Source organism: Streptomyces sp. SCSIO ZS0520, from assembly GCF_025643355.1.
GTDB lineage: Bacteria > Actinomycetota > Actinomycetes > Streptomycetales > Streptomycetaceae > Streptomyces > Streptomyces physcomitrii.
This window is the reverse complement of the sequence record NZ_CP092644.1, coordinates 1,695,231-1,713,158: the sequence shown is the minus strand read 5'-3', so window position 1 is coordinate 1,713,158 and position 17,928 is coordinate 1,695,231. Positions and strand designations below refer to the sequence as shown.

15 protein-coding genes are annotated in these 17,928 nt (G+C 74.4%); 9 read left to right on the top strand and 6 right to left on the bottom strand.

Annotated features, from left to right (window positions below; genetic code table 11):
• Positions 1-9: 9 nt before the first annotated feature.
• Positions 10-468 carry a DUF4439 domain-containing protein gene (locus MID12_RS05750; RefSeq protein WP_040256428.1) on the bottom strand — a complete coding sequence of 153 codons (459 nt, stop codon included), beginning with the start codon at positions 466-468 and terminating at the stop codon, positions 10-12.
• 205 nt (positions 469-673) lie between these two features.
• On the bottom strand, positions 674-1,234 hold the full coding sequence (locus MID12_RS05745; protein ID WP_263165243.1) for a hypothetical protein: 561 nt from the start codon (positions 1,232-1,234) through the stop codon (positions 674-676).
• Between the two features lie 226 nt (positions 1,235-1,460).
• Here MID12_RS05745 and rimP point away from each other — a divergent pair, with 226 nt between their 5' ends.
• The 9 genes from rimP (at position 1,461) to MID12_RS05700 (ending at position 13,818) form a co-directional block, all read left to right on the top strand.
• Entirely contained in the window at positions 1,461-1,991 is a 531-nt protein-coding gene (gene rimP, locus MID12_RS05740; protein ID WP_040247654.1) for a ribosome maturation factor RimP, read from the top strand.
• A gap of 2 nt (positions 1,992-1,993) precedes the next feature.
• Positions 1,994-2,995: a transcription termination factor NusA gene (gene nusA / locus MID12_RS05735; protein WP_040247653.1), complete on the top strand. Its 1,002-nt coding sequence runs from the start codon at positions 1,994-1,996 to the stop codon at positions 2,993-2,995.
• Positions 2,996-3,125: 130 nt separating this feature from the next.
• A complete protein-coding gene (locus MID12_RS05730; RefSeq protein WP_040247651.1) occupies positions 3,126-3,425 on the top strand; it encodes a YlxR family protein in 300 nt (99 codons plus the stop codon).
• A gap of 161 nt (positions 3,426-3,586) precedes the next feature.
• Positions 3,587-6,706, top strand: coding sequence for a translation initiation factor IF-2 (gene infB, locus MID12_RS05725; protein ID WP_263165239.1), 3,120 nt, complete (start codon positions 3,587-3,589; stop codon positions 6,704-6,706).
• Between the two features lie 211 nt (positions 6,707-6,917).
• A complete protein-coding gene (locus MID12_RS05720; protein WP_040247645.1) occupies positions 6,918-7,211 on the top strand; it encodes a DUF503 domain-containing protein in 294 nt (97 codons plus the stop codon).
• A 78-nt stretch (positions 7,212-7,289) separates the two neighbouring features.
• Complete coding sequence (rbfA, locus tag MID12_RS05715; RefSeq protein ID WP_040247642.1) at positions 7,290-7,769, top strand: 30S ribosome-binding factor RbfA; 480 nt, start codon at positions 7,290-7,292, stop codon at positions 7,767-7,769.
• Entirely contained in the window at positions 7,766-8,674 is a 909-nt protein-coding gene (gene truB, locus MID12_RS05710; protein ID WP_263165236.1) for a tRNA pseudouridine(55) synthase TruB, read from the top strand. Before rbfA ends, truB begins: the two co-directional genes overlap by 4 nt.
• A 185-nt stretch (positions 8,675-8,859) precedes the next feature.
• Positions 8,860-12,624, top strand: a complete 3,765-nt coding sequence (locus MID12_RS05705; RefSeq protein WP_263165235.1) for a trypsin-like peptidase domain-containing protein — start codon at positions 8,860-8,862, stop codon at positions 12,622-12,624.
• 234 nt (positions 12,625-12,858) lie between these two features.
• Positions 12,859-13,818 (top strand): bifunctional riboflavin kinase/FAD synthetase, encoded by a 960-nt coding sequence (locus tag MID12_RS05700; protein WP_263165234.1) that lies wholly within the window; start codon positions 12,859-12,861, stop codon positions 13,816-13,818.
• Positions 13,819-13,869: 51 nt separating this feature from the next.
• On the opposite strand, the gene MID12_RS05695 is transcribed toward MID12_RS05700, so the two are convergent.
• The 4 genes from MID12_RS05695 to MID12_RS05680 are packed head-to-tail and all read right to left on the bottom strand — an operon-like array spanning position 13,870 to position 17,913.
• Positions 13,870-14,880: an ABC transporter ATP-binding protein gene (locus MID12_RS05695; RefSeq protein ID WP_040247631.1), complete on the bottom strand. Its 1,011-nt coding sequence runs from the start codon at positions 14,878-14,880 to the stop codon at positions 13,870-13,872.
• A complete protein-coding gene (locus tag MID12_RS05690; RefSeq protein WP_040247629.1) occupies positions 14,877-15,869 on the bottom strand; it encodes an ABC transporter ATP-binding protein in 993 nt (330 codons plus the stop codon). The genes MID12_RS05695 and MID12_RS05690 overlap by 4 nt, the downstream gene beginning before the upstream one ends.
• Complete coding sequence (locus tag MID12_RS05685) at positions 15,866-16,840, bottom strand: ABC transporter permease (RefSeq protein ID WP_263165233.1); 975 nt, start codon at positions 16,838-16,840, stop codon at positions 15,866-15,868. The genes MID12_RS05690 and MID12_RS05685 overlap by 4 nt, the downstream gene beginning before the upstream one ends.
• Entirely contained in the window at positions 16,837-17,913 is a 1,077-nt protein-coding gene (locus MID12_RS05680; RefSeq protein ID WP_040247623.1) for an ABC transporter permease, read from the bottom strand. Before MID12_RS05680 ends, MID12_RS05685 begins: the two co-directional genes overlap by 4 nt.
• Positions 17,914-17,928 lie beyond the last annotated feature (15 nt).

The following is a 17,928-nucleotide window of genomic DNA, read 5'->3' as shown; positions in this document are numbered from 1 at the left end:
CCGGCGGTCCTACGTCTGCGGCGCCTGCCCGGCGGCCGCGGTGCCGTCCGACACCTTCTTCGCCGGCTGCTCGGAGAGACCAGGGAAGGCTACGCTCCCGTCCCGCCAGCGCGCTGCCCGCACCGCTGCCTCGCGCAGCGCGCGCGCCGCCTCCTTGCGCTCCTCGCCGGGAACGGCGCGCACCAGGTCCGAGTAGACGGCGGCCACCCGGTCCTCCAGCTCCGCGGCGAGCCGCCGGGCCGCGGCCGCGTCGGTGACCGGGAAGGGCAGCGCGTACCCGGCGGCGGCCGGTCGGGGCGCGGCGCCCAGGTCGCGCACGCTGCGGCGCAGCGCGTCCCGCCGGGCGCGATGGGCCTCGTAGCCCTCGCGGGCCTGCGCCTTGCCGTCCTTGCCGATGCGTCCGCCGACGACGCCGTAGCCGTACACCGCCGCGTGCTCGGCGGCGAGCGCGGCCTGCACGGCGCGCAGCCGGGCCTGCTCGGCCTTGTCGTCCGCGACCGCCCGCGCCCTCCGGTCCGCCGTCCCGGCCTTCCCGTCCGCCGCCTTCGTCCCGCCCGCCGAGGCGCGCGCCGCGATCACCGGCCCTTCGCCGACAAGCCCGTCACGAGGCGCCATGGGGGTCACCGTCCCTTCGTCAGGAAGAAGTCCGTCGCGCGTCAGGAGGCGCGGGTCGTCAGGAAGTACGTGTCGTCAGGAAGTACGTGTGGACGGCGCCGCAGGCCGCCACCGAGGCGAGCAGCCGGGCGGTCTCGCCGGGGGCGGCGGTCAGCGCGGCCTCCCTGCGCTCGGTGAGGGTCTTCTCGTTCCGCGCGAGGAAGGCGAGCGCGTCGGCCTCCTTCTCCGGTACGTCGGCTCCCGGGGAAGGGGAGCCCATCGCGGCGGACGGGCGCGGGGTCGCGGCCTCGGCGCCCGCGTGCGCGCCGCCGCCGAAGGCGGTCACATGGCGGGCGACCTCGGTGCGCAGCGGGGTGAGCCGGGCGGTCAGCTGCGGATGGGCGGCGATCACCGCGTCGTACTGGTCGAGGAGGAGGGCGCTGTCGCGTGCCGCGCGGGCGCGGGCGCGCTGGTCGGCGTCGGCCGCGCGGCCCTTTTCCGTACCGGATCCGGTGGAGCAGCCCGCGAGCAGCAGCAGGCCCGTGCCGCCCGCGCAGACGAGGAGGGACCTTCGCCCCGGTCCGGGGCCGGCGGCTGAGGGCTGCCCGGGACGGGCGGGTGACGACTCGGGGTGCGGCACGGCGTACGTCCTCGGGAGTTCGCACAGCGGACTGCTGCTGGTGTGATTGCGTGATCACCGTACCGTCGGATTCGCGCCGCCACCGCCATCGGCTCGTCCATCCGGCGACACCCGCCCGAGCGGCCGAAGCCGCCCGGAGGATGGCCGCGACACCCCCGGCGAACCGATACCCTTGACCGACACGCGACCTTCCCACAACAGCACACGCGGCCGAGGAGTCACCCGGATGAGCACCACCCAGAGCGAGAGGCTGCGGGAACTCCTGGAGCCCCTCGTCACCTCCAAGGACCTGGATCTCGAGGAGATCACGGTGACCCCGGCGGGAAAGCGGCGTGTGCTGCGCATCGTGGTCGACTCCGACGAGGGCGTGCTCCTGGACACCTGCGCCGAGCTGAGCCGTGAGATCTCCGACCGGCTCGACGCGGACGACGCCATGGGACAGGGCGAGTACGTCCTGGAAGTGACCTCCCCCGGGGCCGACCGCCCGCTGACCGAGCACCGGCACTACGTCCGCGCGACCGGGCGCCTGGTGAAGTTCCAGCTGGCCGAGGGCGGCGAGCTGACCGCCCGGATCCTCACGGCGGACCGGGACGGCCTCGACCTGGAGGTGCCCGGCGTCAAGGGCCGCAGGCCCACCGCCCGCAGGCTCGCCTTCGAGGAGATCGCCAAGGCGCGCGTGGAGATCGAGTTCAACCGCAAGAGCAGCAGCGCAGCGGGCGCCACCGGCGCCGGGGACGCAGAGGCAGAGGAGGCGTAGCCGTGGATATCGACATGAGTGCTTTGAGGGGCTTGGTCCGGGAGAAGGAGATCTCCTTCGACCTGCTGGTCGAGGCGATCGAATCGGCCCTCCTGATCGCCTACCACCGGACCGAGGGCAGCCGCCGGCGCGCCCGCGTGGAGCTCAACCGCAGCACCGGGCATGTGACGGTCTGGGCCAAGGAGGAGAGCGAGGAGCTCGAAGAGGGCCAGGAGCCCCGCGAGTTCGACGACACCCCCTCCGGCTTCGGCCGCATCGCCGCGACCACCGCCAAGCAGGTCATCCTGCAGCGGCTGCGCGACGCCGAGGACGACGCCACCCTCGGCGAGTACGCGGGCCGGGAGGGCGACATCGTCACCGGCGTGGTGCAGCAGGGCCGCGACCCGAAGAACATCCTGGTCGACATCGGCAAGCTGGAGGCCATCCTGCCCGTGCAGGAGCAGGTCCCCGGCGAGGACTACCAGCACGGCATGCGGCTGCGCTCGTACGTCGTCCGGGTGGCCAAGGGGGTGCGCGGGCCCTCGGTGACGCTCTCGCGGACCCACCCGAACCTGGTGAAGAAGCTCTTCGCGCTGGAGGTGCCGGAGATCGCCGACGGCTCCGTCGAGATCTCCGCCATCGCGCGCGAGGCGGGCCACCGCACCAAGATCGCGGTGCGCTCGGTGCGCTCCGGGCTGAACGCCAAGGGCGCCTGCATCGGCCCGATGGGCGGGCGGGTGCGCAATGTCATGGCCGAGTTGAACGGTGAGAAGATCGACATCGTCGACTGGTCCGAGGACCCGGCCGACATGGTGGCCAACGCGCTCTCCCCGGCCCGGGTCTCCAAGGTCGAGATCGTCGACCTCGCGGCGCGTTCCGCCCGGGTGACGGTGCCGGACTACCAGCTGTCCCTCGCCATCGGCAAGGAGGGCCAGAACGCCCGCCTCGCCGCGCGGCTGACCGGCTGGCGCATCGACATCCGGCCGGACACCGAGCAGGCGGCGGCCCCGGAGGACGCCGGGTAATTCCGGGCGGCGGGGCGCCCCGGCGCCGTATCGTGCCCCCGGATCGCAGAGATCCGGTCATGTTGCCGCAGACACCCGTTCGATTCTTCCCCCGATCGGGTGGGGTCGGTCCCAGGAGGTAGACTTAACGATGTCTGGCCGGACGCACGCCCGGGCATGCCCCGAGCGCACCTGTCTGGGGTGCCGGGAGCGAGCGGCCAAGAGCGATCTGCTGCGGATCGTGCTGAGCGGGGAGCAATGCGTCCCCGATCATCGCGGTACGCTGCCCGGCCGGGGCGCGTATGTGCACCCCGCCCCGGTCTGTCTCGACTCGGCGATCCGTCGCCGGGCGTTCCCCCGGGCCTTCAGGGTCAAGGGGCCGCTCGACACCGCGGCCCTCCGCCGGGACATCGAGGACAGCAGCCGCTCGGCCGCCGAAGACGGTGGCTGACCGGCTACACCGCACGACGTGCCGTACGGAATCCCCTGTGCGGTCCGGTACCTCGCGAGTCGGAAGTAGGTCGAGATTGCGATGAGCACTCGATGAGTACGCGATGAGTACGCCCATGAAGTAGCGACGGTCCGGCGTAACCCGGACCTAAAAGGAGCGAAGTGGCTAAGGTCCGGGTATACGAACTCGCCAAGGAGTTCGGCGTGGAGAGCAAGGTCGTCATGGCCAAGCTCCAAGAACTCGGTGAATTCGTCCGTTCGGCGTCCTCGACGATCGAGGCGCCTGTCGTACGCAAACTGACTGACGCATTCGAGCAGGGCAGCGGTTCCGGCAAGTCCGGCAAGCCCGCCCCCCGCAAGACCTCCGCGCCCGCCGCCAAGCGCGCGGACAGCACCCCGACGCCCGCCGCGCCCTCCCCGGCGCAGGCGGCCCGTCCCGCTGCCCCGAAGCCGGCGGCAGCGCCCAAGCCCGCGGCGGCCGAGAAGCCGGCCCCCGGCCCCCGGCCGACGCCGGGTCCCAAGCCGCCCGCGGCGCCCAAGCCCGCGGCGGCCGCACCGGCCGCCTCGGCCGGTGCCCCGGAGTTCACGGCTCCGCCCGCCGCGCCGTCCTCCGGTCCCGCGGCAGGTGCCCGTCCGGGCGCCCGTCCCGGTGCGCCGAAGCCCGGTGCCCGTCCGGCCGCTCCCGGCCAGGGCGGCGGTCAGGGCCAGGCGCCCGGCCGCGGTGAGCGTCCCGCCTCCGGCGGTGCCCCGCGTCCCGGTGGCCAGGGTGCCCGTCCGGGCGGCCAGGCCCCGCGTCCCGGCGGTGCCCGCCCCGCGGGTCCCCGTCCGGGCAACAACCCCTTCACCTCCGGCGGATCCACCGGCATGGCGCGCCCGCAGGCGCCCCGTCCCGGCGGTGCCCCGCGTCCCGGCGGCCAGGGTGCTCCCGGTGGAGCCCCCCGCCCGCAGGGCCAGGGCGGCCAGGGTGCGCCCCGTCCGCAGGCCGGCCCCGGTGCCGGTCGTCCGACCCCGGGCGGCATGCCCCGCCCGCAGGCCCCGCGTCCCGGCGGCGCCCCCGGCGGTCCCGGCCGTCCGAACCCCGGCATGATGCCGCAGCGTCCGGCTGCCGGTCCCCGCCCCGGCGGCGGTCCCGGTGGCGGTCGCGGTCCCGGCGGCGGTGGCCGTCCGGGCGGCGGTGGCGGTCGTCCCGGCGGCGGTGGCGGCTTCGCCGGCCGTCCCGGTGGCGGCGGCGGTGCCGGTCGTCCCGGTGGCGGCGGCGGTTTCGCCGGTCGTCCCGGTGGTGGCGGCGGCTTCGGCGGCGGCGGTGGCCGTCCCGGCTTCGGCGGCCGTCCCGGCGGTCCCGGTGGCCGCGGTGGCACGCAGGGCGCCTTCGGCCGTCCCGGCGGTCCGGCGCGGCGCGGCCGCAAGTCGAAGCGGCAGAGGCGCCAGGAGTACGAGGCCATGCAGGCCCCGTCGGTCGGCGGTGTGATGCTGCCCCGCGGCAACGGCGAGACCATTCGCCTGTCGCGCGGTGCCTCGCTCACCGACTTCGCCGAGAAGATCAACGCCAACCCGGCCTCGCTGGTCGCGGTGATGATGAACCTCGGCGAGATGGTCACGGCGACCCAGTCCGTCACGGACGACACGCTGGAGATGCTGGCGTCCGAGATGAACTACACCGTCCAGATCGTCAGCCCCGAGGAGGAGGACCGCGAGCTTCTCGAGTCCTTCGACCTGGAGTTCGGCGAGGACGAGGGCGGCGAGGCCGCGCTGGTCTCCCGTCCGCCGGTGGTGACCGTCATGGGTCACGTCGACCACGGCAAGACCCGCCTGCTCGACGCCATCCGCAAGACCAACGTCATCGCGGGCGAGGCCGGCGGCATCACCCAGCACATCGGTGCCTACCAGGTCACGACCGAGGTCAACGCGGAAGAGCGGAAGATCACCTTCATCGACACCCCGGGTCACGAGGCGTTCACCGCCATGCGTGCCCGCGGTGCCAAGTCGACCGACATCGCGATCCTCGTGGTGGCGGCCAACGACGGTGTGATGCCGCAGACGATCGAGGCCCTGAACCACGCCAAGGCGGCCGAGGTGCCGATCGTGGTCGCGGTCAACAAGATCGACGTCGAGGGCGCCGACCCGACCAAGGTGCGCGGTCAGCTGACCGAGTTCGGCCTGGTGGCCGAGGAGTACGGCGGCGAGACCATGTTCGTCGACATCTCCGCCAAGCAGGGTCTGCACATCGACAGCCTCCTGGAGGCCGTCGTCCTGACCGCGGACGCCTCGCTCGACCTGCGGGCCAACCCGGAGCAGGACGCGCAGGGCATCGCGATCGAGGCCCACCTGGACAAGGGCCGCGGTGCCACCGCGACCGTCCTGGTCCAGCGCGGCACCCTGCGGGTCGGCGAGACCATGGTCGTCGGCGACGCCTACGGCCGGGTCCGCGCCATGCTCGACGACCTCGGCAACAACGTCGAGGAGGCCGGTCCTTCCACCCCGGTCCAGGTCCTGGGTCTGACCAACGTCCCGGGCGCCGGCGACAACTTCATCGTCGTCGACGAGGACCGTACGGCCCGTCAGATCGCCGAGAAGCGTGCCGCCCGTGAGCGCAACGCCGCGTTCGCCAAGCGCACCCGCCGGGTGTCCCTGGAGGACCTGGACAAGGTGCTCAAGGCGGGCGAGGTCCAGCAGCTCAACCTCATCATCAAGGGCGACGCCTCCGGTTCGGTCGAGGCCCTGGAGTCCTCGCTGCTCCAGCTGGACGTCGGCGAAGAGGTCGACATCAGGGTCCTGCACCGCGGTGTCGGTGCGGTCACCGAGTCGGACATCGACCTGGCCATGGGCTCCGACGCCATCGTCATCGGCTTCAACGTGCGCGCCGCCGGGCGTGCCACGCAGATGGCCGAGCGCGAGGGTGTGGACGTCCGGTACTACTCGGTCATCTACCAGGCGATCGAGGAGATCGAGGCGGCCCTCAAGGGCATGCTCAAGCCGGAGTACGAGGAGGTCGAGCTCGGCACGGCGGAGATCCGCGAGGTCTTCAAGTCGTCCAAGCTGGGCAACATCGCGGGTGTGCTCATCCGCTCCGGCGAGGTCAAGCGGAACACCAAGGCCCGCCTGGTCCGCGACGGCAAGGTCATCGCGGAGAACCTCAACATCGAGGGCCTGCGCCGCTTCAAGGACGACGTCACCGAGATCCGGGAAGGCTTCGAGGGCGGTATCAACCTCGGAAACTTCAACGACATCAAGGTCGACGACGTCATCGCGACGTACGAGATGCGCGAGAAGCCGCGCGTCTGACGCGGCCGGGCACACCGCCCGGGACACGGTCCGCCCTCGTGGCGGCCCGGTCCGGGGCGGCGTCCGGAAGTGTGCTGCGTGAAGCGGTCCGGGGCCGGTCGGCGGGGAGGAAACTCCGTCGATCGGCCCCGGCCGCTGCGTGTACGGTTTGGCTGTCCCTGCCGAGGAAGGCAGGGCGCCGATCCCGTACCGGCGGGTCATCCGGGCTTCTATGTATGTGGGGACTCTGTCCTTCGATCTGCTGCTCGGCGACGTACGGTCGCTGAAGGAGAAGCGTTCCGTGGTCCGCCCGATCGTCGCCGAACTCATCCGCAAGTACGCGGTGAGCGCGGCCGAGGTCGACCACATGGATCTGCACCGCAGGGCCGTGATCGGCCTTGCCGCGGTGTCCGGCGACGCCGGGCACCTGACCGAGGTACTCGACCGGTGCGAGCGACTTGTCGCGGGGCGCCCGGAGGTGGAACTGCTGTCCGTGCGGCGGCGCTTCCACGGCGAGGACGACTGAACCGGCCGCTCGGCCGGAGACCGGGGCGGGCGCGAGCCACCCGGTCGAAGACCCAGGAAAGAAGAGGGAGACGGACCAGTGGCCGACAACGCGCGGGCGAAGAGGCTGGCGGACCTCATCCGGGAGGTGGTGGCCAACAAGCTCCAGCGGGGCATCAAGGACCCTCGGCTCGGATCGCATGTGACCATCACGGACACCCGGGTGACCGGTGACCTGCGGGAGGCGACCGTCTTCTACACCGTGTACGGGGACGACGAGGAGCGGGCCGCCGCCGCGGCAGGCCTGGAGAGCGCCAAGGGCGTGCTGCGCAGCGAGGTGGGCAAGGCGGCCGGGGTGAAGTTCACGCCGACCCTCGCCTTCGTCGCCGACGCGCTGCCGGACAACGCCCGCACCATCGAGGACCTCCTCGACAAGGCCCGGGCCTCCGACGAGAAGGTCCGCGAGGCCTCCGCCGGAGCCCGGTACGCGGGGGAGGCGGACCCGTACCGCAAGCCCGGTGACGAGGACGCCGAGGACGGTGCCGCCACCGACGACGGGGACGGCGACAGCTCTTCATGAGGCAGCAGACCACCAGGACGCCCGACGGCCTTGTCATCGTCGACAAGCCGTCGGGCTTCACCTCGCACGACGTCGTGGCCAAGATGCGCGGCATCGCCCGCACCCGCCGCGTCGGGCACGCGGGCACCCTCGACCCGATGGCGACCGGCGTGCTGGTCCTCGGCGTGGAGCGGGCCACCAAGCTCCTCGGCCACCTCGCGCTGACCGAGAAGGAGTACCTGGGCACCATCAGGCTCGGCCAGGACACGGTCACCGACGACGCCGAGGGGGAGATCACCTCCGCCGCGGACGCCTCCGGGATCGCCCGCGACGCGGTGGACGCAGAGGTGGCGAAGCTGACCGGGGAGCTGATGCAGGTCCCGTCCAAGGTCAGCGCCATCAAGATCGACGGCAAGCGCTCCTACAAGCGGGCCCGCGAGGGCGAGGAGTTCGAGATCCCGGCCCGTCCGGTGACCGTCTCCTCCTTCCTCGTCCACGACCTGCGCGAGGCCCGCGCCGAGGACGGCACCCCGGTCACCGACCTCGTCGTGTCGGTGACCTGCTCCTCGGGTACGTACATCCGCGCGCTCGCCCGCGACCTCGGCGCGGCGCTCGGCACCGGCGGGCACCTCACGGCGCTGCGGCGCACCCGGGTCGGGCCCTACCGCCTCGAGGCGGCGCGCACCCTGGACGCCCTCCAGGAGGAGCTGACCGTGATGCCGGTCGCCGAGGCCGCGGCCGCCGCCTTCCCGCGCTGGGACGTCGACGCCCGCCGCGCCGAACTCCTCGGCCACGGCGTCCGGCTGGACATGCCGGAGAGCTACGCGGGCCGCGGACCGGTCGCCGTCTTCGGGCCCGAGGGCCAATTCCTGGTCCTGGTCGAGGAGTTGAAGGGCAAGGCCAAGAGCCTCGCCGTCTTCTCCTGAACCGGTGGCCGCCGTCTGCCCGCCGCGGCCGGCGGCAACCCCGTTGAGCTGCCCGTTCACCCCATCGTGCAGGCGCTCGGAGTGAACCGGGGGAGCGCCGGGGGCGCGTTCGCCCGGACCCCTGTCCCGCTGATCATCCGCCGCCTACCGTCGAGGACATCGGGGGCGCACGGCGGGGAGGACATATGGCGGAACGGGACGCGCGGACGGCCGAGGAGAGCGATCTCGGCGGGGTCCTGGTGCGGATCTGCGACCTGGCGGGGCGGGTCCGCGGCATGGGCTTCGCCGCGGACGCCGACGGCACCGTGCTCACCAGCCACGAGGCGGTCGACGGACTGCCCCGGCTGGTGCTGCACGCCCCCGGCGACCGCGTCTGCGTGGTGACACCGGAGGCCGTCACCGAGGTCCCGGGCTCCGACCTCGCCCTCATCCGCACCGAGGGCCTCGGCCTGCCCCCGCTCCCGGTGACCGTGCGCGACAGCATCCCGGCGGGCTCCTACGTCCGGATCGCCGCCGAGGGCTGGCGCGAGGCCCGGGTGTTGGGGCGGGCCCCGGTCACCTACACCTCCACCGACCGCTTCCACCTGGTCACCGGCGCCGTCGAACTGGCCGTCGGCACCGAGGGCAGCGACGCGCTCCGCCTCGGCGGGCACGCCGCCGGGGGCCCGGTCCTGGACGCCGCCACCGGCTCGGTGCTCGCCGTCCTCGGCAGCGCCCTGCAGGCCGGTCACGGCGCCGCGGGCTTCGCGGTCACCCTGCGGGACGCGGCCGCGGGCGAACCGGGCGGACCCATCGCGCGGCTGCTCGCCCGCAACGCGGCCACCGTGCCCGGCTTCGGCGCCGACCTCAATCTCGCGGGCGTCCTCCAGCTGACCGCCACGGCCACCGGCTCGGACGGCCCCCGCCCCTGCCCGCTGCATGTCGAACGCCCTCTGGTGGCACAGGAGTTCCGGGACTTCCTGGCCGGTGACCGCGCCGTCCTCGGTCTGGTCGGCGCCCCCGGCAGCGGACGTACGACCGAGCTGGCCGCCCTCGCCGCGCAGCGCGCCGGCGGCAGCGGCCCGGGCCCCACCCTGTGGCTGCGCGGCGCCGATCTGCGCGCCGACGACGAGTCGATCGCGGAGGCGGTCGCCCGCGCGCTGAACCGGGCGGCACGCATCCTCGCCGCCTCCGCCGCAGCGGCCGCGTCCCCGGCTCCCGGGGCGGAGTCCGACCACCCGGGCACCACCGGTACGGGACCCCAGGAGCGCGGCGCCCTCCGGGCCGCGACCGCCCCGGGCGGCACCGAACCGACGGCTTCCGCAGCCCCGGGCCGGACGGCGCGCACCGGCGCCCCGGGCGGCCGGGAGGAGGGCCAGGGCAGAGCGCGGCCCCGCGCCGCCGCCCGCGCGACCGAGGCCGAGCGCGCCCCCGAGGGGCTGACCGGGCCGACCGGGCACCAGATCGCCTTCGGGGACATCTCGCCGGACCGGGTGGCCCGGCTCGCCCGCGACGCCGGGCGCCCGCTGCTGCTCCTGCTCGACGGGCCCGAGGAGATGCCGGCCGCCCTGGCGCAGCGGCTCGCCGACTGGAGCGCGGCCGGCTCCGGCTGGCTCCGCGACACCGGCGCCCAACTCGTCGTCGCCTGCCGCGCCGAGCACTGGGAGCAGGCCGGTGCGCACTTCCCGGCCCGGCAGCTGTACGGCCGGGGCACCGAGCAACTGCCCGCCTGCGTACGGCTCGGCCCGCTCACCGAGACCGAGGCGAGCCGGCTGCGCGCCCTGCACGGGCTGGACGCCTCGGCCCTCGACCCGGCCGGGGCACGCCATCCGCTCACCCTGCGGCTGCTCGCCGACGTACGCCGGGCCATGCCGGGACAGGCGCCCGGCAGACCCACCGGCGAGGAGATCCTCGGCGCCCACCTCGACCTGGTCTGCCTGCGGATCGCGGCCCGGCTCGCGCAGCGGCAGCAGCCCACCGGGGGCCGCGCGGTGGCCCGGCTCGCCGCCCGCGTCTCCGGGCAGGTGCACGAGGCCGCCCGCCGGTGCCTGGCCCCCGGGCAGGGCGAGCTGGACCGGGCCGGCTTCGAGGAGCTGTTCCCCTGGTCCACCGGCTGGGCCGCCGCCGTCCTCGCCGAGGGCCTGTTCGTCCCGGCGGGGGCGGGCTACCGCTTCGCCGACGAGGAGGTCGGCGACTGGATCCAGGGCACCCACCTCGACCTGGACGCCGCCCTGCGGGCCCTGGTCCACACCCGCCGCACCCGGCCGGAGGAGGCCCCCGCCCCCAGGCCCGCCGTACCGCAGCAGCGCAGACGCCGGAGCCAGCGCAGGCGGCCCCCGCTGCCGGGGCGCCCGCTCCCGCTGCCCCGGCACCGGATCGGACCCGTGGTGCAGGCCATGCTGCTGCTCGCCCGGGAGCGCGGCCCGGCCCGACTCGGCGCCCACCTCGCGGAGTTGATCGAGGCCACCGACGAGCTGACCCAGGTCGGCGAGCACGGCGAGGCGGGGGCGGGCGACGCCGTCTGGTGGTCCGCGCGGCTGCTCGCCGAGGCGCTGACCCGCTCCCCGGACGCCCGCCCCTATCTGAGCGTGCTGCGGATGCTCGCGGGCCGGGTGGTGGTCTGGCGCACCGAGGGCCGCCGGGCGCCCGGCGACTTCGGGCCCGGGTTCTGGGCCGGTCTCGCGCTGCCCGAGGAGGAGCGCTTCGACCTGCTGCGCCGCCTGGTCGTCGCGGACGGCGCGCCCGGCAGCGACACCCGCTACCTGGACGCCGTCGCCGCCCTGCTGCGCGCCGAACCCGTCTCCCGCCAGCGCAGGCTCACCGACTGGTTCAGCGACGAACGCAAGCTCGCCGCCACCCCGGCCGCCACCGTCGCCGCCGCGGCCCAGGCCCTGCTGCACACCCACCGCGGGCTCGCCCTGGACGAGCTGGTCGAGGCGCTGGTGGACTGCGCCCACGTCCGCGCGGACGAACTGCTCGCCACCCTCGCCCAGGAGGAGCCCTCCGCCCTGTGCCGCGCCGTCGACCGCTGGGCGCACGACGAGCGCCCGGCCCGCCAGGTCGCCGCGTCCGCCTACGGCACCCTGGTGGCCCGGCACGCCCGCCTGGACGCCGACCGCGAGCTGCTGCGCCTCGCCGCGCTCGCCCTCCTGGAGCGCAGCGGCGACTGCACCCTGCACGGCAGCGCCCTCGCCCTGCTCGTCCGCGACCCGCTGACCCGCGGCCGGTATCTGCCCGAGGCGCTGCGGCACTTCGCCACCGGCCAGGCCCGGCTGCCCTTCGAGGCCCTGCTGCTCGCGCTGCCCACCGACCCGGAGGCGGTGCTCGCCGCCTGCCGCACCCGGCTGCTGCGCACCGGCGGCCGGACGGAGGCCGCCGAACTGCTCACCACGCTCGCCGAGGTGACCTCGCCCGCCTCCTCGCGCCGGGTCGCCACCCTCGTCCGGGAGGTCCTGCGGCGCCGCCCCGAGCTGGCGCCCGCGATGGCCGCCTACCTCGAACAGCGCCTGGAGCAGGGCGACGTGGCGCGCTCGGTGCTGCTGCCCCTGGTCACCGAGGTGCTCCGGGAGGAGCCCGCCGAGGTGCGGGCCGAGATCGCCGCGACGGCCGGCCGGCACGGCACCGCCGCCTCACGCGCCCTGCGCGCGGAGCTCCTGGAGCTCCTGATCGAGGGCGAGCACGACCCCGAGGTCCTGGTCCGGCTGCTCGGCGCCCTCGCCGAGAACGCCGAGGACCGCGGCGATCCGGCCACCCGCGAGCTGGTGCACCGTACGGGGCTGCGGATGGCCCGGAGTCCGCAGGGCGCCGCCCGGCTCGACCGGGGCCTGGTGGAGCTGGCCCGCCGGGTGCCCGGTTTCGCCGCCCTGCTCGCCCGGTGGCTCGGCGAGGCCCCGGGCAGCTGGTCGCCGCTGCTCGGCCCGGGCGCCCGCCGCACCATCGAGAACCTGGCGGCGGAGCCGGTGGCCGTCTGACCTCCCGGCCGGGGCCTCGCCGCTGCTGTGGCCGGAGGTACCGGACATCGGCTGACACACCGGGCCCATCGCCGCTGTGCGGGGCGCCCGCCGCCCGTATCCGCCGCTCGTCCCGTGTGCGGCGCGCCTCACCGCCCCATGCCGATGCGGGCCGTCACCCCTCGGCATGGCACTCTTAGAGCTGCGGAGAGGCAACCGCCACAACCACTGACACGGGTTCGAGGAGAGGTCACAGTGCAGCGCTGGCGTGGCTTGGAGGAGATCCCCGAGGACTGGGGGCGCAGCGTCGTCACCATCGGGTCCTACGACGGGGTGCACCGCGGTCACCAGCTGATCATCGGCCGCGCCGTGGAGCGCGCGCGGGAGCTGGGCGTGCCCTCGGTGGTCGTCACCTTCGACCCGCACCCGAGCGAGGTGGTGCGCCCCGGCAGCCACCCGCCGCTGCTCGCCCCGCACCACCGCCGTGCCGACCTGATGGCCCAGCTGGGCGTGGACGCCCTGCTGATCCTGCCGTTCACCACCGAGTTCTCCCGGCTCTCGGCCGCCGACTTCGTGGTCAAGGTGCTCATCGACCGGCTGCACGCCAAGTGCGTCGTGGAGGGCCCCAACTTCCGCTTCGGGCACAAGGCCGCGGGCAATGTCGACTTCCTGCGCGAACTCGGCGCCACCTACGACTACGAGGTCGAGGTCGTCGACCTCTTCGTCACCGGCGAGGCGGGCGGCGGCAAACCCTTCTCCTCCACCATGACCCGGCGCCTGGTCGCCGAGGGCGAGGTGGCGGGCGCGGCCGAGATCCTGGGCCGCCCGCACCGCGTGGAGGGAGTGGTGGTCCGCGGCGCCCAGCGCGGCCGCGAACTCGGCTTCCCCACCGCCAATGTCGAGACCCTGCCGCACACCGCGATCCCCGCCGACGGGGTCTACGCGGGCTGGCTCCAGGTCGAGGGCGAGGCGATGCCCGCGGCCATCTCGGTGGGCACCAACCCGCAGTTCGACGGCACCGAGCGCACCGTGGAGGCCTACGCCATCGACCGCGTCGGCCTCGACCTGTACGGGCTGCACGTCGCCGTCGACTTCCTCGCCTTCGTGCGCGGCCAGGCCAAGTTCGACTCCATCGACGCCCTGCTCGAAGCGATCTCCGCCGATGTGCGGCGCTCCCGCGAACTCCTCGCGGGAGCGAGCGCGCCCCGGCACTGACCCCCGCTCACCCCGGGGACCCCCGAGAGGGCGGGCCCCCGAGGGGGCGCCTCAGCCCGCCTCCTGCCCCGCGCCCTTCCGGCGGGCCGCGGCCCAGTGGCAGGCGACCTGTTCGGCGCTGCCGCCCGCGAGCACCGGCAGCTCCTTCGTACGGCAGGCCCCCGCCACCCCGGCCCGCTCCGCCTCCCCGCTCGCGAGGATCTGGCAGCGGGCGTGGAAGCGGCAGCCGCCGGGGATCCGGGAGGGGTCCGGCGGCTCCCCGGTGAGCACCACCGGTTCGCCGTCGGCCTCCGGGAGCACCGACAACAGGGCCTGGGTGTACGGGTGCTGAGGGGCCGTCAGGACCTGCTCGACGGCGCCGGTCTCCACGATGCGGCCCAGGTACATCACCGCCACCCGGTCCGCGATGTTCCAGGCGAGACCGAGGTCGTGCGTCACCACCAGTGCGGACAGGCCCAGTTCGTCCCGCAGGCTCAGCAGCAGGGCCAGGATCTCGCCGCGTACCGAGGCGTCCAGGGAGGCCACCGGCTCGTCGGCGACGAGGAGTTCGGGCTCCAGGACCAGCGCACCGGCGATCACCACGCGCTGGCGCTGACCGCCGGAGAGCTCGTGCGGATAGCGCAGGAAGAACCGCTCCGGGGGACGCAGGCCCGCCCGGGCCAACGCCCCCGCCACGGCGGCCTGTTCGTCCCCGCGGTAGCCGTGGATGCGCAGCCCCTCGGCCACCGCGTCGTACACCGTGTGCCGCGGATTGAGCGAGCCGCTCGGGTCCTGGAGGATCAACTGCACGCGTTTTCGGTACGACTTGAGCGCGCGCCCCGAGTAGTCCAGGGGCTGCCCGGCGAAGGTGACCTGCCCGCCGGTCGGCGGCACCAGGCCGAGCAGCGAGCGCGCGAGGGTGGTCTTGCCGCAGCCGGACTCGCCGACCAGAGCGACGATCTCGCCGGGCGCGATGTCCAGGTCGACGCCGTCCACGGCGCGCGCCCGGGCCGCCCCGCGCCGCCCGGGGAAGGCGATGTGCAGCCCGGAGGCCGTGAGCAGGGGGCCGGTGGTGGTGGTCATGAACCGCTCCTCGCGTCCTCGGCGGCGCCCACGTGCACGCAGGCCGCCTGCCTGCCGGGTCCCGCGACCCGCAGTTCCTGGTCCTGGCCCGCGCAGACCTCCAGCGCCACCGGGCAGCGCGGGTGGAAGGTGCAGCCGCCGGGCAGCGCCGACGGGTCCGGTGGATCGCCCGGCAGCCCGCGCGGGGCGAACCGCGAGCCCGGGTCCCCGATGCGCGGGAAGGCCGCCGAGAGCGCCTTGCCGTAGGGGTGCTCGGCCGCCTCGTAGACCTCGCGGGCCGGGCCCTCCTCCACGATCCGGCCCGCGTACATCACCGCGAGCCGGTCGCAGGTGTCGGAGAGCACCGCCAGGTCGTGGCTGATCATGATCAGGCCGACGTCCTGCTCGCTCACCAACTGCTCGATCAGGCGCAGGATCTGGGCCTGGATCATCACGTCCAGGGCGGTGGTCGGCTCGTCCGCGATGATCAGCGCCGGATCGCAGGCCAGGGCCATCGCGATCATCACGCGCTGGCGCTGACCGCCGGAGAGCTCGTGCGGATAGGCCTGGGCGCGCGCGCCGGGCAGGCCCACCAGTTCGAGCAGCTCGCGCGCCTTGCGGCGGGCGCCCGCCGGGGTGGCCTGCTTGTGCAGCACGATCGGCTCGGCGATCTGGTCGCCGATCCGGTGCACCGCGTTGAGCGAGTGCATCGCCCCCTGGAAGACGATCGAGGCGCCCGCCCAGCGCACCGCGCGCACCCGGCCCCACTTCATGGCGAGCACGTCCTCGCCGCCGAGCAGCACCTGCCCGGTGGCCTTCGCGCCGGGCGGCAGCAGCCGCAGCAGGGCGAGCGCGAGGGTGGACTTCCCGCAGCCCGACTCGCCCGCGATACCGAGCTTCTGGCCCGCGGCCAGGCTCAGATCGACCCCGCGGACCGCGGCCGCGCCGCCCGCGTACGTCACCTTCAGGTCCTTGACCTCCAGCAGCTGCCCGCCTTTGGTGAGCGTCATCGGGCCACCCCCAGCCGGGGATTGAGTACGGACTCCACGGCCCGGCCGCAGAGCGTGAAGGCCAGCGCGACCAGGGCGATCGCGAGGCCCGGCGGCACCAGGTACCACCAGTGTCCTGAGCTGACCGCGCCGGCCTGGCGGGCGTCCTGGAGCAGCCCGCCCCAGGAGGTGAGCGAGGGGTCGCCGAGGCCGAGGAAGGCGAGGGTGGCCTCGGTGAGGATGGCGCTGGAGATGCCGAGCGTGGTCTGCGCGAGCACCAGCGGCATCACATTGGGCAGGACGTGCCGGGACATGATGTGCCGGTGGCCGCCGCCGAGCGCCTTGGCGCGCTCGATGTAGGGCCGGGACTCCACGGCGAGCGTCTGCGCCCGCACCAGCCGGGCGGTGGTCGGCCAGGCCGTCACGCCGATGGCGACGATGACGGTGAGCAGCGAGCGCTCCATCACGGTGGCGAGGGCGACCGCGAAGACCAGGGCCGGCATCACCAGGAACCAGTCGGTGACCCGCATGATGACGGTCGCGTACCAGCCCTTGAAGTGGCCCGCGGTGATGCCCACCAGCGCGCCGATGGCGACCGAGAGCGCCGCCGCGAGCAGGCCCACCAGGAGCGAGACCCGCGAGCCCCAGAGCACGAGACCGAACAGGCTGCGCCCGAACTGGTCGGTGCCGAAGGGGAAATCGGCGCTGGGCTCCTCCATCGGGCGGCCCGGCGCGTCGGTGACGCTCTGCACGTCGGAGCCGACGGTCCAGGGCGCGGTGAGGGCGACGGCCGCGAAGAGCAGCAGCAGACCGAGCCCGGCGAGCCCGGCCCGGTGGCGGCGGTACTCCCTCCAGAAGCGCGCCGCCGACTGCCGCCTGCGCCGCCAGGCGAGCGCCCGCGCGCTGCCGAGGCGGGGCGGGGCGCTCTTCTCGTCCCCGAGCGGGGGCCCCTCGGGGACCCGCTCGTCGGGGGCGGTCGATTCGGTCGTCATCGGGCCACCCTCGGGTCGAGCAGCGGGTACAGGAGGTCGGCGAGGGTGTTCATGATGATCACCGCGGCCGCGAAGAAGAAGAACAGGCCCTGCACCAGCGGCAGATCGGGCACGCTGAGCGCCTGGTAGAAGAGGCCGCCGAGGCCGGGCCAGGAGAACACCGTCTCCACCAGGATGGTCCCGGCGACCACCCGGCCGAGGTTGACGAAGATCAGCGTCACCGTCGGCAGCAGCGCGTTCGGCACCGCGTGCCTGCGGCGCACCAGGTCGTCCCGCAGGCCCTTGGCCCGGGCGGTGGTCAGATAGTCGCTGCCCATCTCGTCGAGCAGCGCCGACCGCGTCACGAGCAGCGTCTGCCCGTACTCCACGGCCACCAGCGTGATCACCGGCAGCACCAGATGGTGCGCCACGTCGAGGACGTACGCGAAGCCCTCCTCGTTCCCCGACTCCATGCCGCCGGTCGGGAAGAGGCCGGGCACCGGGCCCATGCCGACGCCGAAGACGATGATCAGGAGCAGGCCGAGCCAGAAGGCCGGCACCGAGAAGAGGAGCAGCGCGAGCCCGGTGTTCGCCCGGTCGCCGAGCCCCCCGCGGCGCCAGGCCGAGCGGGTGCCCAGGAAGACGCCGAGCGCGGTGTACAGGACGAAGGCGGTCACGGTGAGCAGCAGCGTGTTCGGCAGCGCCTCCATGATCTTGTCGTTGACGGGGGCGCGGAACTGGTACGAGGTGCCCAGATCCCCGGTGAGCGCCTGGCCGCAGTAGTGCGTGAACTGCTCCCACAGCGGCAGGTCGAGGCCGAACTCCTTGCGGTAGGAGGCCAGTTGCTCGGCGGAGACCTGCCTGCCGCCGGTCATGGTCTTGACCGGGTCGCCCGGGATGAGCCGGAACAGGAAGAAGCTGGTGACGAGGACGGCGAACAGCGAGACGACCGCCCCGCCCAGCTTGCCCGCCACATAACGCAGATACGCGGTGGTGCCGCGCCCGCGGGAGGCGCGGCCCGACGGCCCGGCCTTCACCGGACCGTCGGGCTTCACCTCCCCCACGAGCGCCGAAGTGCTGTCAGCTGCTGCCATACGGTCTTCCTCCGG

What these genes read in the sequence shown, in the direction of transcription:
- rimP (WP_040247654.1), top strand. Translation starts at nt 1,461, where the DNA reads ATGAGCACCACCCAGAGCGAGAGGCTGCGGGAACTCCTGGAGCCCCTC.
- MID12_RS05730 (WP_040247651.1), top strand. Translation starts at nt 3,126, where the DNA reads ATGTCTGGCCGGACGCACGCCCGGGCATGCCCCGAGCGCACCTGTCTG.
- MID12_RS05720 (WP_040247645.1), top strand. Translation starts at nt 6,918, where the DNA reads ATGTATGTGGGGACTCTGTCCTTCGATCTGCTGCTCGGCGACGTACGG.
- truB (WP_263165236.1), top strand. Translation starts at nt 7,766, where the DNA reads ATGAGGCAGCAGACCACCAGGACGCCCGACGGCCTTGTCATCGTCGAC.
- MID12_RS05705 (WP_263165235.1), top strand. Translation starts at nt 8,860, where the DNA reads ATGGCGGAACGGGACGCGCGGACGGCCGAGGAGAGCGATCTCGGCGGG.
- MID12_RS05695 (WP_040247631.1), bottom strand. Translation starts at nt 14,880, where the DNA reads ATGACCACCACCACCGGCCCCCTGCTCACGGCCTCCGGGCTGCACATC.
- MID12_RS05690 (WP_040247629.1), bottom strand. Translation starts at nt 15,869, where the DNA reads ATGACGCTCACCAAAGGCGGGCAGCTGCTGGAGGTCAAGGACCTGAAG.
- MID12_RS05685 (WP_263165233.1), bottom strand. Translation starts at nt 16,840, where the DNA reads ATGACGACCGAATCGACCGCCCCCGACGAGCGGGTCCCCGAGGGGCCC.
- MID12_RS05680 (WP_040247623.1), bottom strand. Translation starts at nt 17,913, where the DNA reads ATGGCAGCAGCTGACAGCACTTCGGCGCTCGTGGGGGAGGTGAAGCCC.